Here is a 14559-nt window from a genome sequence, read left to right on the forward strand (position 1 = left end):
CAACGCGGCGTCTGGTTCCCGAGCTTTGCCCGGTCCCACAGGGCGGGTGGCGTCTTAAATACTTGATTCACAATGCTTTGGCTGGCAGTGTCGGTGCCTGTCGAACCCATGCCGGAGCCCGCGTGTCAGAACTACCCGCCGAACTTGTCCCCCCCGCCCAATTACCCTGGCTCAAGCGCCTGGTGGCCCGCCTTCTGGGCCGTGGCCTCAGCCGCCTCAGCGCCCAGCACCGCGACTCCTGGTTTCATGGCCACGTGGCCGGGCAGCGCAGTGGCCATGGCGAGGGCCTGCGCGAAGGTTTCGAGCAAGGGCACGAGCAGGGCTTCGAAGAAGGGCGGCAGGTGCTGGTGATCCGCGACACGCGCCCCGACGAGCACGGCGTGCCCGGTGTCGACGACTACCTGTTCGACCACTGGAAGCCAGCCCTGAGCACCGAACTGAAGAAGCGCATCAAGGCGGACGTCGCCGCGCGCCTGCCCGAGGCCGCGCAGCCCAGCGCCGCGCAGTGGAAACTGATCTTCAGCGATACCCCTTCCACGTGCGTGATCGCCGGGGCCGGGGCGGGCAAATCCACCTCGTTGGTGCTGCGCTTGCTGGTCCTGCACCACTACCTGGGCATGGAGCTGGACGCGCTCACCGTGGTGACCTTCACCCGCGAGTCGCGCAAGGACTTCATCAACAAGGTGCTGCAGGTATTCGGGCTGTGGGGCTACGCCCTCAGCGTGCGCCAGGTGCGTGAGGTGGTGCGTACCTTCCACTCACGCATTCTGCCGCTGGTGCGCAGCCTGCCGGGCTTCGAGCAACTGCGCGCGTTCGAGAACCTGAGCAACCAGGCGCCACTGCCGGGCGCCGAGGAAGAGGCTGACAGCAACCCCTTTGACCTGCGCCTCAATGATGCCCAGCGCCAGCAGATGAACCTGTGCTATCGGGACCTGATGCAAGGCAACGACCGCTTCGCCGAGCTGATCGGCCAACTGCGCCGCCAGGCCCTGCAACTCAAGGAACTGGACCGCGACCATCCTGACGTGCAGAAGCGCGTGGCGGTGACCGAATTGTCGGCGCGCCGTGACGAAGAGCTCTGTGATCTGATCGAGGACCTGTGGTTCAACGCGGGCGCCTGGCCCATCAAGGGTATCGAGCCGAGCCGCGAGACCGTGGACATCAACGGCAGCCGTTTCCATTTCCACGGTTATATCCCCGAGATGGACGCCTGGGTGGTGCTGGGTTTCGACCCGTCCCAGGACCAGCAGATGAAACGCCCCGGCGCCAAGCTACCCGTGTGGGCCGAGTGGGTGATCAAGCGCACGCTGTTCCAGGCCTTCTGCGCCAAGCCGGTGATCTGGCTGGAGAATTACGCCCAGGCCCGCCGCCTGCTGGGTTCACTGGCAGCGGACGCGGTGGCCGGGCCGGGCTTCGACTACAAGGTCAAGGGCGAACTGGTGACCGCGCCGCTGCTGGATTGCTTTGTCGGCGCCGCCGGTTTCATCGAGAACCTGGGCTTGGACGTGTCCGCGGCGGTGGGGCAGATGAGCTTTGCCAGCGATGACAGCGACCGGTTGTTTTTCGAGGCCCTGAGCCTTTACTGGAAAGCCTTCGAAGCGCACCTGCTCAACCAGGCGCCACCGGTCATGACCTACAACCGCATGTTCGCCCTGTTCGGCGAGAACAACCCGGAGAACCTGCGCCGCCTCGGCGACGAGGTATTGCGGCCGTTGTCGCACCTGATGATCGATGAATTCCAGGACGTTTCGCCGCAGATCGTTTCCTGGCTGCGCGCCACGCTGCGGGAAATTCGCAGCCGTGGCCCGCAGTTGTCCGTGGGCCGGGTAGCGCAGTATTCCTCATTGCTGTGCGTGGGGGATGACTGGCAGTCCATTTACGGCTGGCGCGGCAGTTCACCGAAGTACTTCATGGAGTTCGCCAGACAGTTCCCTTCGCCAGCCACCACCCGCGTGATGCTGGCCGATAACTTTCGCAGCCACCAGCACATCATCGATGCCGCCGAGCATCTGGTGCGCAGCGCTCCGGCCATCCCTGGCAAGAAGGCGAGGGCGGCCGGCCCGCAGCCGGAGGTGCTGACCCCGGTACGCGTGCTGGAGCGCGACGACGAGACCATGGCCTTGACCGTGGCCGAGCATTACCGGCTGGGGCATTCGATCCTGTTGCTGTTCCGCAAGGGCAGCGACCGCGCCGCCGCGGTCGAACACCTGCAAGGGGTGTTGCAGCGCGACCAGGCGCGGCCACTGGCCGAGCGGCAGATCAGGCAGCTGACGTACCATAGCGCCAAAGGCCTGCAGGCCGATGCGGTATTCCTGCTGGGCGACTGCCAGCACGTTACTCGGTCCCCCTACAAGAACCAGGTGTACCGCCTGGCCGGCCTTGGCAAGGCCGGGGAAGCGGAGGCCTATGACAAGGCCCAGCAGGACGAGACCCTGCGCCTGGCTTATGTGGCGGTGACCCGTGCCGTAAGCCATTGCTACTGGTACGTGGAGCCGCCTGCCAAGGACACCCCGGCGCTGCCCCGGGCGTCCGACCATGTGGCAGGTGACAAGCCGTTCTTCGACGACGTGCGCGCCTCACTCGTCTGACCGCGGTCCTGCTGCGGGGCACCCGCACGAGAGGCAATAAAAAACCGATGCCGGCAACCGGCATCGGTTTTTTTGTGGGGCTGCGTGCGGGTCAGCCGTAGGCCGACAGCGAATGCGGTGGAATGAACGCCTCCAGCTCTGCCTCGACCGCTTCGATGATGCGCTCCACATCCGCTGCATTCATCACCGTGGCGCAGGGGATACCGGCGATCGCGATCAAGGTTTCGCCGCTGGCCCGGTCGAACAGGCGCGCCACCATGCTGCTGGGCGCGTCCATGCTGCCCTCGAACCCCATGGGGTGAAAATGCCAACGCATGACTTGGCAGGCGTTGGGAAAGGTCATTTTGTTCATTGTGCCACCTCTGCATCGTGCAGCCTGGCCTGGCGTGCCGTTGTGTCTGATACGGCGTGGGTACCGGCCTTGTCGAGAACTTAAACGTAGCACTGCAGCACACCGGGTATGAAGGTTTTTTAAGTAAAAAGTGTGCTTAAGTCCAGTTTTTTGATGCAGGTCATAAAACCACTGACCAATGGCGATGTCCGCGCGCAAATCGATAAAGGCGCAAACGTTTAAGTGCGAAAGTAATTAACCGTTCAGTACATGAAACTTCATTTCCGGCCCTCATGTTTTCGCCAAACAGTCGATAGCCCTTATAAGCAGGGGCTGCGCTGACGTGTCGCCCCCGCACCTTTGCATGGATGCCTGCCCTTTGCATTGCGAGAGTATTCCATGTCCCTTCGAAATATGAGCATCGCCCCGCGTGCGTTCCTCGGCTTCGCTTTCATCGCCCTGCTGGTGGTGGCGCTGGGGGTGTTCGCGTCCAACCGCATGGCATTGATCCGCCAGGCCTCCATTGACATGCAGACCAATCAACTGCCCAGTATCAGCTTCCTGGGCAATGTCACCGAAGGCGTAGTGAGGTTGCGCGTTACCTCGTTCCGCCTGCTGGTCAACCGCGAACCGGAAATGGTCGCTGATACCGACGCGCGCATCGCGGTATTGGTCGATAAAGTCAAACAGGCTGCGCACAGTTATGAAGTGTTGCCCGCAGAACCTGAAGAGGCAGCCCTTTATCGGGAGTTCCAGGGCACGCTGGACAATTACCTGCAATTGCAGAGCCGCCTGCAAGACCTGTCGCACCAGAACAAACTGGAAGAGATGCGTACGCTGCTCAATACCGGTATCAAGGACGGTTCCGACAAGATGGGCGAACAGCTCGGCCGGCTGGTCGCCATCAATCAGGCCGGCGCCAAGGCGGCCAACGATGAAGCCGCCGCCCAGTATGACCTGGCCAACCTGTGCGTGATCATCGTGTCGGTGATCGCCTGCCTGATGACCATCTTGCTGGCCTGGCTGCTGACCCGCAGCATCGTCAACCCCCTCAGCGTGGCCGTGAAGGCCGCGCAGACCATCGCCGGCGGCAACCTCACCCAGCCGATCCAGGTGGACGGTCGCGACGAGCCCGCGCAACTGCTCCAGGCCCTGGCCCAGATGCAGGGCAACCTGCGCCAGACCATCGAACAGATAGCAGGCTCCGCCACGCAGTTGGCCTCGGCCGCCGAAGAGCTCAGCGCCGTTACCGAGGAAGCGTCCAAAGGCCTGTTGGCACAGAACCAGGAAATCGAGCAGGCCGCCACGGCGGTCAATGAAATGACCGCGGCGGTGGAGGAGGTGGCGCGTAACGCAGTGTCCACGTCCCAGGCGTCGCAGGACTCCAACCAGGTGGCGTTGCAAGGCCGCGACCGGGTTACCGACACCGTGGGCGCCATTCAGCACATGACCCAGGAAGTGCAACGCACCTCGGTGCTGGTCGAGGGCCTGGCGGCCCAGGGCCGTGATATCGGCCAGGTGCTGGACGTGATTCGCGCCATCGCCGAACAGACCAACCTGCTGGCCCTGAACGCTGCCATTGAAGCGGCCCGCGCCGGTGAGGCCGGGCGTGGTTTCGCGGTGGTGGCCGACGAGGTCAGGGCGCTGGCCCACCGTACCCAGCAGTCCACACGGGAAATCGAGCAGATGGTCAGCGGTATTCAGACCGGTACCGGCGAAGCCGTGCAATCCATGCAGCAGAGCACGCAGCGCAGCCAGTCCACCCTGGACATGGCCCGCGAGGCGGGCAGCGCCCTGCAGCAGATTACCGACTCCATCTCGCTGATCAACGAGCGCAACCTGGTGATTGCCAGCGCCTCGGAAGAGCAGGCCCAGGTCGCGCGGGAAGTGGACCGCAACCTCGTCAACATTCGCGACCTGGCCAACCAGTCGGCCGCCGGTGCCCATCAGACCAGCGCCGCCAGCCATGAGCTGTCGCGCCTGGCCGTGGACCTGAGCGGCATGGTCGCGCGATTTGTGATTTGACGGCACGCACAGCGGTGGTAGGGTCAAGGGCCGCAATGCCGCGACAAGGATATGTGCATGCGTTATTCCGCCCTGACCCAACGTATCGCCGGTGACGGCGCCGCCGCCTGGAATATCCACTACCGTGCCCTGGAGATGCTCGACCAGGGCCGCGACGTGATCCTGCTGTCGGTGGGCGACCCGGATTTCGACACCCCGGCGCCGATCGTGGAGGCGGCCGTCGCCAGCCTGCGAGCCGGCCACACCCATTATTCGGAAGTGCGCGGCAACCTGGCGCTGCGCCAGGCCATCGCGCGCCACCATGGCCAGTGCAGCCATCGGACGGTGCAGGCCGATGAGGTGGTGGTATTGCCGGGCGCCCAGTGCGCGGTGTTCAGCGTGGCCCAGTGCCTGCTCGACCCTGGCGACGAGGTGCTCGTCCCCGAGCCCATGTATGTGACCTACGAAGCCGTGTTCGGCGCCTGTGGCGCCACGGTGGTCCCTGTGCCGGCGCGCCCCGAGCACGGTTTTCGCGTGCAGGCCACCGATGTCGCCGCGCGGATCACCCCGCGCACTCGCGCCCTGATGATCAACAGCCCGCACAACCCGTCCGGGGCCGCCTTGCCGCTGGCCACCTGGGAGGCGCTGGCACGGCTGTGCATCGAGCATGACCTGTGGCTGATCAGTGACGAGGTCTACAGCGAACTGCTGTACGACGGTGAGCACTTGAGCCCGGCGAGCCTGCCGGGCATGGCGGCGCGCACCGCGACCATCAACAGCCTGTCCAAGTCCCATGCCATGACCGGCTGGCGCGTGGGCTGGGTGGTGGCGCCGGTGGAGTTGGCCAGCCACCTCAGCCACCTGGCGCTGTGCATGCTCTACGGGCTGCCGGACTTCATTCAGCACGCTGCCCAGGTGGCCATCGAAGCACCGTTGCCGGCGTTGGCGCAGATGCGCGACACCTACCGTGAACGCCGCGACGCCGTGTGCGCGGCATTGCATGACTGCCCGGGGGTACGCCCGCTGAAGCCTGACGGCGGCATGTTCGTGATGGTCGACATTCGCGCCACGGGCCTCAGCGCCCAGGCGTTCGCTGACCGGTTGCTGGACGAGCAGGGCGTGTCGGTGCTCGCAGGCGAAGCGTTTGGTCCCAGTGCGGCGGGGCATGTGCGCCTGGGGTTGGTGCAGGACACCGAGCGCTTGCTGGAGGCTTGCCGCCGAATCGCCCGCTGCGCCGCGGGGCTGCCGTCAATGAGTTGACCGGAAGCCGTAGGACCGGGCGAAGCTCGGGAACCAGACGCCGCGCAGTGTCAGATGATGGGCATTGCCGGGTTCCCGAACTGCACCTGGTCCTGCCGCCCTTGCTGAGTAGTGGAGAAGTTGATGCACTACATCAGGTGTCGCCACTAGTTTTCATAACATATCGATATTTAGCATGCATAGTGGCCAGCGGCTACAGTATCACGCCCGGTTTTAAGGATTGAAACCACGATGGCGCTCGATACATCCAATAATAAAAAGTTGCTCAGGGCATTGCAGTCGTCAATGCCGTTGTTGAATAACCTGCCGTTAGCCTATATCGCGCTCAATAAACAGACTCAGTGCGTCAGCCGCCTGGTCTCGAATTACCCTGCCGCATGGCTGGGTGTTTACCGCCGTTTCAATTACCACCAGATAGACCCCGTTATTCAATATGGCATCAACCAGGTAGCACCGTTTCCCTGGCGCACAGCCCGTGGCGTGACGGCCAACCACGGCGACACGCTGTTCAGCCAGTCGCGGCATTTTCAATTGAGCGGCGGCTATACCTTTATCCTGCATGACGCGTGCGGCCAGTTCGCGGCCCTGAGCCTGAGCAATGCCGACCAGTGCCCTGAATTCGACACCCGTATTGGCGACCATGCCGCGCAGTTGCAGATGGTATTGATCGATATTCATCAGCAAGCGCTGGAGCTGCCCACCGCGCACGATGCGTACTCGGTGGGTGGGCTGTCGGAGCGGGAAATGACCATCCTGACGTGGGTGGTCAGAGGCAAGGCCTACAGCGAGATCGCCGGCCTGGCAGGGATTGTCGAGCGAACGGTGAAATTCCACATGAGCAATATCGTGCGCAAGCTGGGCGTCAACACTGCCAAGGAGGCCGTGTTCAAGGCTACGACGCTAGGTCTTGTATGAGCGGCCGTGGCGCGCTGGCGGGAAAGTGGGCCACGGTCAGGTCCAGCCCCGCTGGCGTGCCGATGCGCGCCCGCAGCCGCTGCCGGTTGGCCTCGTCCACCGGCATGCTCAGCAGCAGCACCCGTTCGCCGGGTGACGCCTGGCCCTGGCTGAGCACCTCGTAGTGCCAGCCGGCGCGGCGCACGATACGTGACATCGCCGCACTCACCACGGTCACCACGGCTTTCATCCCCGTTGCCTGGGCATGGTTGTGCATGGCCAGCAACAGCAGCTCCGTGAAGGGTTGGGCGGCCAGGCCCAGGGCGCTGGCGCGCTCGGTGTCGACGAAAAAGCGGCTGGACTCGCACAGCCGCGGGTGCTTGGGCGGCGCTACATCGAAAAAGGCTCGAAACGGGCCTTCGACCATGTACGGCCGCAGGGTATTGATCAACCGCACCCCGGCCAAGGGCTGGCCATTCCAGCAGCCGACAATGTAAGTGGCATCGGCATTGTCGTAGTGGTCGAACTCATGGCCGTTGCGCACCTGAACCTTCCAGTTCAGGCGGTCAGCGAATACTTTCTTGCGCAACCCGTATAACTGCGAGAGTACCGAAGGGCAGGTATCGGGGTGAGCAGAGGCATGAAAAGCAATAGTGTGTTCGGGCATGTGAGCAGTACTTTTTATTGTCAGAAACTTCCTACACGGAGTCTGCGGGTCGTGCAGCACCGTTACAACTGGACCAAAGAACAGGTGGGCAGGCGCGACGCCCTCCTGTACCTGCGTACAGTTGTTGGGGATGAAGGCGACGGGCAACTATGAAATGGCCGCCGAATGAGTTCGGTGGCCAACGTCGATTTTCACCGCCCCAGGATAAAAATAATGAATAGTTCACTGGCCCTTGATGCCCTGACCACTGCCCAGCCGATCAAGGACGATATTACCCAGCACGAAATATCGGCCCTCAAGACGCGTTTCAACCTGGCCGATGCTCATACACACCAGGCGCAAAGCCCAAGCCAGCAGCAGATCATCCAGAACCTGCCAGCGCTGTGGTATCAGGCCGAATCGCAAACCCAGTACCAGAGCGAACAGGCGTTCATCGAGACCTTCTTCACCTTTCACGGCCAGCGCCATGCGCTCAAGCGCCGCGATGAGATCTACCTGGTGTATGCCGCGTCCATCGCCATGCACATCACCGCCACGTACCTGCGCAAGCGCAACATGAGCGTTGGCCTGATCGAACCCTGCTTCGACAACCTGCACGACCTGCTCAAGCACATGGAAGTGCCCATGACCCCGCTGCCCGAATCGATCTTCGCTGACCCGGCGAAGGTCTACAGCCAGCTGAGCCAGTATGCCGAGGGCCTGGACGCGATCTTCCTGGTCGACCCCAACAACCCCACCGGCACCAGCCTGTTCGCCGACGGCCCGGAGCCGTTCGTGGAAGTGGCGCGCTATTGCCGCGACCACGGCAAGCTGCTGATTCTGGACTTCTGCTTTGCCTCCTTCCTGCTGGCCAGCGGCCGCAAGCGCGTGGACGCCTACCAGATCCTCGACGAGATGGGCACCGATTACATCGTCATGGAAGACACCGGCAAGACCTGGCCGCTGCAGGACACCAAATGCGCCACCCTGATGAGCAGCACGCGCATCAACCCGGACATCTACAGCCTGGTCACCAGCGTGCTGCTGAACGTTTCGCCGTTCGTGCTCAACGTGGTCACCCAGTACGTGCGCGACAGTGCCCAGGACCAGTTCGCCTCGGTGCGTGACCTGCTGGACCGCAACCGCGCCATCGCCCGCGAATGCCTGCACGGGGATTTCCTCAATTACCTGGATCCCAAGGTCGAGACCAGCGTGGCCTGGTTCGAGATTCGCCGCGAAGGTGTCACGGCCGATGCGTTGCAGGCCTACCTGCTGACCCATGAGATCTATGTGTTGCCCGGCAAGTATTTCTACTGGAGCCAACCCGAGCGCGGTCAGAAATACATCCGCCTGGCGTTGGCGCGCAAGCCTGAAGATTTCGCCGCCGCCGTGCAGACCATCGCCCGTGCCCTGGAGGCCTTCAATGGTTAATGTCAGCGCCCCGTTGATCGACGCCACCGTGTTCATGGGCATGCACCATGCCGACCCCGCGGTGAAACAGCAGTCGTTGGCGTTTTTCGGCAACTATTTCGACAAGACGGTGAAGATGAACTTCGCCCAGATCGGCTTGTGCGACGCGGTTATCTGGAAGAAAGCCCGAGCGCTCCAGGACGTCTATTACCCGTTCATGGACGTACTGCACACCGACATGAACATCGAGCGCCAGGGCTACTGCCAGCGCGTGCTGGACCGCGCCGCGCAGGCCGATGAGCTGCAGGGCCTGGACGCCGAGCGCAAACTGCTGGCCGCCCAGGTGCTGGAGTACCGCCTGCCATTCTTTACCCATGACTGGCGGTTGACCGGCCTGGCGGCGTTGCAGCCCTACCTGCAGCCGTTCCCGACCCTGGAAGACCCGCTGGTCTTTCCCGCGGCGTTACAGGCGCTGTACCAGCATTCCACCGCGCTGGTGGTGGCGGCGGAGGACCTGGCGCATGTCTGAGGGCAAGATTTTCGTACCTCTCGTCACCCCAATGGATGACGCCCAGGGCATTTGCGTGGCCAGCGTCCGGCGCCTGTTGCACAGCTGCGCGCCTTTCGTGGATGGCTACATTCCCTGCCTGACGTCCGGGGAGGGCTGGCGCCTGAGCGACGCCCAGTGGCAGGCGATGCTGGGCGCCACCCTGGACCTGGCCGGGGGCAAGACCGTGATCGCCGGCATCGAGGCGGCCACCACCGAACAGGTGGTGGCCCGTGCCTGGCTCGCCGAGCGCATGGGCGCCCACGCGGTGATGTTTACCTCGCCATTCGCCCCCGGGCTCACCCAGCCGCAGATCATCGAGCATTACCGGGCCGTGCATGCTGCCACTTCGTTGCCATTGATGATCTACAACGAGTCAGCGTTGTCGGGCAATGAAAAGACCCTGCCCACGCTGCTGGCCATCGCCGCCCTTGGGCGGGTGACGGCGATCAAGGATTCGCCTTCGGTGCCGCGCACCCCGGCTGACATCCAGGCCCTGCGCAGCGCCGGCCTGGCCTACCTGATCGGCTGGGAAGCGCAGTTGGCGGGTGCGTTGGGCAGTGACGGCAACGTGGTGTCGCTGGCCAACCTGGAGCCTGCGGTATGCCGCCTGGCCACCGTCGCCGACCAGCCCCGCGTGGCCCAGTGGGTGGCGCGCCTGGACGAGCGCTTCAACCTGGGTGCCGATGACTGGTATGCCTGGGTCAAACGAGAACTCAAGGCTCGCGGCGTGCTTGCCAGCGACTACCTGGTAAAGGAGGACGAACGTCCATGAACCCCTCGCACAAGGCCCTGTTTCGGGCCAACCGCGCGTTGATCGAGCGGCTGACACCTATCGACCCGGCCCTGCTGGCGTTCGAACAGCAGTGGGTTGAGGCAAACTTCGCCGCCACCCTCACGCCGGAGCAACCCACTGACCTGGCGCAGTTACGCAAGGCGTTGGCCGAGCTGATCGCATTCGAGAAGGATCAGGCTCCCGACAGCGTCGTCTACGTGGCCAATGACATGGACCGCGAAGAATTCAAGATCCTGGTGCAAGAGTTTGCCCTCGACGGCCTCACTGAGGCGCAGGTGTTCTACCACCTGATGCCGCGGCTTTCGCTGGAAGCGCAGATGCCCATGTTGCGCATGATGATCGACGAGTTCGGCTCGGGGAACATCAAGCGTTCGCACACCACGCTGTACCAGGAGCTGTTGCGCGAACTGGACATGCCGGTCGACCTGGAACACCACATCCAGGTCAACGGTGAGGCGGGGTGTTCGTTCCCCAACCTGTTCTGCTGGCTGACCATGAGGGCGGATGACCCGTCCTATTTCGCCGGTTTCGTCACCTATTTCGAAACCGTGGTGCCGTTTTTCTTCGAGTGCTACACCGACCTGTGCACGCGCCTGGGTATCCAGGCCCATGCCTACTATTCCGAGCATGTGCACATCGACGTCTTCCATGCCCTGGAAGGCCAGCGGTTGCTCAAGGCGATGGACAGCGGCGGCCACCTGGACGTGGGCAAGGCCTGGCGGGGCATCTGCATGGGCCGCGAGATCATCAACGCCGCCTTCGACGCCGCCGTGCTGAAGGCCCAGGAAATGACCCGGGAGCGTCAGCGCCATGTCGAGCGAGTGTGAGGAACTGAACCGTGCCGAGACCTTCAACCTGGTGGTCGCCGACCGCGAATACCAGGTGCCCCATCAGTGCCCGCATCGCGAAGGGTGGCTTGAGCACGGCATGGTCAACGAAGGGCGCCGCACCATCACCTGCCCGTTGCATTTTTCGGTGTTCTGCCTGGAGACCGGCAAGCAGTTGGGTGGGCCTGAGTGTGGCAGCCTGAAAGTAAAGCGGTTGAGGTAGCCCAGGACGGCGCTGCTGCCAGGCTGCGCCCCCCGCAACGTCACCTCGCAGCGGACCCGGCCGCGCCACAGGCGCCGCGTGGCATCAGGCATACCGCGTGCACCGCCGACGCGGCCAGGTCCGCTGCTACAGTGCCGTGGCAATCCTGTGGGACCGGGCGAAGCTCGGGAAGGGCCAAGCCCGGTCCCACAACGGAGAAGGGGCGCAATGCGCCCCTTCTTTGTTTACCACCCAACGCTATCAGACACTCGCCGGGTCCGTCTTGCCGGTATCGATTTCAAGGTCCACCAGCGCCTTGGCTACCACACTGCGTTCAATCACACCGTCATCGGCCAAGGCCTTCAAGGCTGCCAGCACCACGAACTGGCGGTCCACTTCAAAGTGGCGGCGCAGGGCTTCGCGGGTGTCGGACTGGCCGAAGCCGTCAGTGCCCAGGGCCACGAAGCGGCGGCCATGAACGAAGGGGCGGATCTGGTCGGCGAGGATCTTCATGTAGTCAGTGGCAACCACGACCGGGCCCTGGCGGCCGGCCAGGCAGTCTTCCACGTGGCTGGTGCGTGGCTCGGCCAGTGGATTGAGCAGGTTCCAGCGTTCCACCGCCTGGCCGTCACGGCGCAGTTCGGTCAGGCTGGTGGCGCTCCACACGTCGCTGCTCACGCCATAGTCCCGAGCCAGGATTTCCACGGCGGCGATCACTTCGCGCAGGATCGACCCACAGCCCATCAGTTGCACATGCGGGGTGCCCTTGGCCGGTGCGGTGGTCGACAACGGGTACAGACCCTTGAGAATGCCGTCGGCGACGCCTTCGGGCATGTCGGGGTGGCTGTAGTTTTCGTTGAGCAGGGTGATGTAGTAGTACACGTCCTCGTTGTTGACATACATGCGGCGCATGCCTTCCTGGATGATCACCGCCAGCTCGTAGGAGAAGGTCGGGTCATAGGACACACAGCACGGAATGGTCGAGGACAGCACGTGGCTGTGCCCGTCGTCATGCTGCAGGCCTTCGCCCATCAGTGTGGTGCGCCCCGAGGTAGCCCCCAGCAGGAAGCCGCGCGCCCGGGCGTCACCCGCGGCCCAGGCCAGGTCGCCCACACGCTGGAAGCCGAACATCGAGTAGTAGATGTAGAACGGGATGGTCATCACGCCATGGTTGGCATACGAAGTACTGGCCGCGATCCAGGACGACATGGCCCCGGATTCGTTGAGGCCTTCCTGCATGATCTGGCCGTCCTTGCTCTCCTTGTAGTAGCTCAGCTGGCCGGCGTCCTGCGGGGTGTACAACTGGCCTACATGGGAGTGGATGCCGATCTGGCGGAACAGGCTTTCCATGCCGAAGGTGCGCGATTCGTCTGGCACGATCGGCACGACCCGCTTGCCGATTTCCTTGTCCTTGAGCAGGGTGCTGAGGATCCGCACGAAGGCCATGGTGGTGGAAATCTCGCGCTCGCCGGTACCTTTGAGCTGCGCCTCCAGCGCGGTCAGGGGCGGTATGGCCAGCGGCTCGACGTTGGCGTGGCGGGCCGGCACGTAGCCGCCCAGCTTGCTGCGCGCAGCCTGCAGGTAGCGCGACTCGGCGCTGTCGGCATCGGGCTTGAGGTAGGGCAGCTCGGCCAGTTGCTCATCGCTGAGGTCCAGGTTGAAACGGTCACGGAAGGCCTTGATGGCGTCGGTGCCCATCTTCTTCTGCTGGTGGTTGATGTTCTGGCCTTCGCCAGCCTCGCCCATGCCGAAGCCTTTCACCGTCTTGGCCAGGATCACCGTCGGGCCGCCGGTGTGGCGCATGGCGGCAGCGTAGGCATTGAAGACCTTCAGCGGGTCGTGGCCGCCGCGCGACAGCTTCCAGATCTCGTCGTCGGTCATGTCGCTGACCAGCTCCAGCAGTTCAGGGTACTTGCCGAAGAAATGCTCGCGCACGTAGGCGCCGTTCTGGGACTTGTAGTTCTGGTAGTCACCGTCCACGCACTCCATCATGCGCTGGCGCAGCAGGCCGGTGCGGTCCTTGTTCAGCAGGCGGTCCCAGCCACTGCCCCAGATGACCTTGATCACATTCCAGCCAGCGGCGCGGTACAGGCTTTCGAATTCCTGAATGACTTTGGCGTTGCCGCGCACCGGGCCGTCCAGGCGTTGCAGGTTGCAGTTGACGACGAAAATCAGGTTGTCGAGTTTCTCCCGGCCGGCCAGGGAAATGGCGGCCAGGGACTCGGGCTGGTCCATTTCGCCGTCACCCAGGAAGGCCCACACCTTGCGGCCCTGGTGTTCCTTGAGGCCGCGGTTTTCCAAGTAGCGCATGAAGCGCGCCTGGTAGGCGGCGGTGATCGGCCCCAGGCCCATGGACACGGTAGGGAACTGCCAGAAGTCACCCATCAGGCGCGGGTGCGGGTAGGAGGAAATGCCGTCGCGGTCGGTTTCGCGGCGGAAATTGTCCAGTTGCTCTTCGCTCAGGCGGCCTTCCAGAAAGGCGCGGCCATAGATGCCTGGCGAGGAGTGGCCCTGGATGTAGACCATGTCGCCGGCAAACGTCTCGGTACGGCCGCGGAAGAAATGGTCGAAGCCCACGTCGTACAGCACGGCAGCCGAGGCATAGCTGGCAATGTGGCCACCCACCCCTGAGTGTTTGCCGGCACGCAGCACCATGGTCAGGGCGTTCCAGCGAATGAAAGCATTGATGCGCTTTTCGATACCCAGGTCGCCAGGGTAGGGCTGCTCACGCTCAGGGGCGATGGTGTTGACATAGGGGGTGGTGACGCGGCCGTGGAAATCCCCGTGGCGCGCGACGTCGAAGTCGAGCAACTGATCGATGAGGTAGTGGGCGCGGGAACGGCCTTCCACATCGATGACCGACTCCATCGAGTCGATCCATTCGCGAGTCTCCTGTGGGTCCCTGTCAAGAAACATCGATTGCTCTTTCATAGCTAGTCTCCTTCGGCAGCGTGAGCAGGCACCGCACTGTTCGGTGCCCAAGAGGGTCTGTTCGGCTTGTGGCCGGCCCCCGAATTATTTCATTGCAACTGCAACTATCCGCTGAATTTATCC

Annotated in this window: 12 protein-coding genes; 9 read left to right on the top strand and 3 right to left on the bottom strand. The window is 63.4% G+C overall.

Annotation, left to right across the window (positions count from 1 at the left end):
• Nucleotides 1-122: 122 nt before the first annotated feature.
• A complete protein-coding gene (locus QBK88_RS05190) occupies nt 123-2588 on the top strand; it encodes a UvrD-helicase domain-containing protein (protein WP_277961197.1) in 2466 nt (821 codons plus the stop codon).
• Between the two features lie 91 nt (nt 2589-2679).
• Here the strand turns inward: QBK88_RS05190 and QBK88_RS05195 are convergent, their stop codons facing one another.
• Nucleotides 2680-2940, bottom strand: a complete 261-nt coding sequence (locus QBK88_RS05195) for a DUF1652 domain-containing protein (RefSeq protein ID WP_158158797.1) — start codon at nt 2938-2940, stop codon at nt 2680-2682.
• Nucleotides 2941-3318: 378 nt separating this feature from the next.
• Between QBK88_RS05195 and QBK88_RS05200 the strand changes: the two genes are divergently transcribed.
• The 3 genes from QBK88_RS05200 (at nt 3319) to QBK88_RS05210 (ending at nt 7098) form a co-directional block, all read left to right on the top strand.
• Nucleotides 3319-4944: a HAMP domain-containing methyl-accepting chemotaxis protein gene (locus tag QBK88_RS05200; protein ID WP_277961198.1), complete on the top strand. Its 1626-nt coding sequence runs from the start codon at nt 3319-3321 to the stop codon at nt 4942-4944.
• A 57-nt stretch (nt 4945-5001) separates the two neighbouring features.
• The gene (locus QBK88_RS05205; protein WP_277961199.1) at nt 5002-6183 is read left to right on the top strand and encodes a pyridoxal phosphate-dependent aminotransferase; all 1182 of its coding nucleotides are present in this window, start codon (nt 5002-5004) and stop codon (nt 6181-6183) included.
• 285 nt (nt 6184-6468) lie between these two features.
• Nucleotides 6469-7098 carry a LuxR family transcriptional regulator gene (locus QBK88_RS05210; protein WP_277961200.1) on the top strand — a complete coding sequence of 210 codons (630 nt, stop codon included), beginning with the start codon at nt 6469-6471 and terminating at the stop codon, nt 7096-7098.
• On the opposite strand, the gene QBK88_RS05215 is transcribed toward QBK88_RS05210, so the two are convergent.
• Complete coding sequence (locus tag QBK88_RS05215; protein WP_277961201.1) at nt 7076-7744, bottom strand: acyl-homoserine-lactone synthase; 669 nt, start codon at nt 7742-7744, stop codon at nt 7076-7078. The genes QBK88_RS05210 and QBK88_RS05215 overlap by 23 nt on opposite strands.
• Before the next feature lie 213 nt (nt 7745-7957).
• On the opposite strand from QBK88_RS05215, the gene QBK88_RS05220 reads away from it, so the two are divergent.
• The 5 genes from QBK88_RS05220 to QBK88_RS05240 are packed head-to-tail and all read left to right on the top strand — an operon-like array spanning nt 7958 to nt 11526.
• Nucleotides 7958-9154 (top strand): aminotransferase class I/II-fold pyridoxal phosphate-dependent enzyme, encoded by a 1197-nt coding sequence (locus QBK88_RS05220; protein ID WP_277961202.1) that lies wholly within the window; start codon nt 7958-7960, stop codon nt 9152-9154.
• On the top strand, nt 9147-9662 hold the full coding sequence (locus tag QBK88_RS05225) for a DUF6190 family protein (protein ID WP_277961203.1): 516 nt from the start codon (nt 9147-9149) through the stop codon (nt 9660-9662). The genes QBK88_RS05220 and QBK88_RS05225 overlap by 8 nt, the downstream gene beginning before the upstream one ends.
• Nucleotides 9655-10455: a dihydrodipicolinate synthase family protein gene (locus QBK88_RS05230; protein ID WP_277961204.1), complete on the top strand. Its 801-nt coding sequence runs from the start codon at nt 9655-9657 to the stop codon at nt 10453-10455. Before QBK88_RS05225 ends, QBK88_RS05230 begins: the two co-directional genes overlap by 8 nt.
• Nucleotides 10452-11303 carry an iron-containing redox enzyme family protein gene (locus QBK88_RS05235; RefSeq protein ID WP_277961205.1) on the top strand — a complete coding sequence of 284 codons (852 nt, stop codon included), beginning with the start codon at nt 10452-10454 and terminating at the stop codon, nt 11301-11303. Before QBK88_RS05230 ends, QBK88_RS05235 begins: the two co-directional genes overlap by 4 nt.
• On the top strand, nt 11287-11526 hold the full coding sequence (locus QBK88_RS05240; protein WP_277961206.1) for a Rieske 2Fe-2S domain-containing protein: 240 nt from the start codon (nt 11287-11289) through the stop codon (nt 11524-11526). The genes QBK88_RS05235 and QBK88_RS05240 overlap by 17 nt, the downstream gene beginning before the upstream one ends.
• 240 nt (nt 11527-11766) lie before the next feature.
• Here the strand turns inward: QBK88_RS05240 and aceE are convergent, their stop codons facing one another.
• A complete protein-coding gene (gene aceE / locus QBK88_RS05245; RefSeq protein WP_277961207.1) occupies nt 11767-14436 on the bottom strand; it encodes a pyruvate dehydrogenase (acetyl-transferring), homodimeric type in 2670 nt (889 codons plus the stop codon).
• Between the last annotated feature and the right edge of the window lie 123 nt (nt 14437-14559).

It is taken from the genome of Pseudomonas sp. RIT-To-2, from assembly GCF_029623465.1.
Classification (GTDB): domain Bacteria; phylum Pseudomonadota; class Gammaproteobacteria; order Pseudomonadales; family Pseudomonadaceae; genus Aquipseudomonas; species Aquipseudomonas silvicola.

Coding starts and splice junctions, on each gene's coding strand:
- aceE (WP_277961207.1), bottom strand. CDS start 14,436: ATGAAAGAGCAATCGATGTTTCTTGACAGGGACCCACAGGAGACTCGC.
- QBK88_RS05240 (WP_277961206.1), top strand. CDS start 11,287: ATGTCGAGCGAGTGTGAGGAACTGAACCGTGCCGAGACCTTCAACCTG.
- QBK88_RS05215 (WP_277961201.1), bottom strand. CDS start 7,744: ATGCCCGAACACACTATTGCTTTTCATGCCTCTGCTCACCCCGATACC.
- QBK88_RS05205 (WP_277961199.1), top strand. CDS start 5,002: ATGCGTTATTCCGCCCTGACCCAACGTATCGCCGGTGACGGCGCCGCC.
- QBK88_RS05195 (WP_158158797.1), bottom strand. CDS start 2,940: ATGAACAAAATGACCTTTCCCAACGCCTGCCAAGTCATGCGTTGGCAT.
- QBK88_RS05230 (WP_277961204.1), top strand. CDS start 9,655: ATGTCTGAGGGCAAGATTTTCGTACCTCTCGTCACCCCAATGGATGAC.
- QBK88_RS05210 (WP_277961200.1), top strand. CDS start 6,469: ATGCCGTTGTTGAATAACCTGCCGTTAGCCTATATCGCGCTCAATAAA.
- QBK88_RS05220 (WP_277961202.1), top strand. CDS start 7,958: ATGAATAGTTCACTGGCCCTTGATGCCCTGACCACTGCCCAGCCGATC.
- QBK88_RS05225 (WP_277961203.1), top strand. CDS start 9,147: ATGGTTAATGTCAGCGCCCCGTTGATCGACGCCACCGTGTTCATGGGC.
- QBK88_RS05200 (WP_277961198.1), top strand. CDS start 3,319: ATGTCCCTTCGAAATATGAGCATCGCCCCGCGTGCGTTCCTCGGCTTC.
- QBK88_RS05235 (WP_277961205.1), top strand. CDS start 10,452: ATGAACCCCTCGCACAAGGCCCTGTTTCGGGCCAACCGCGCGTTGATC.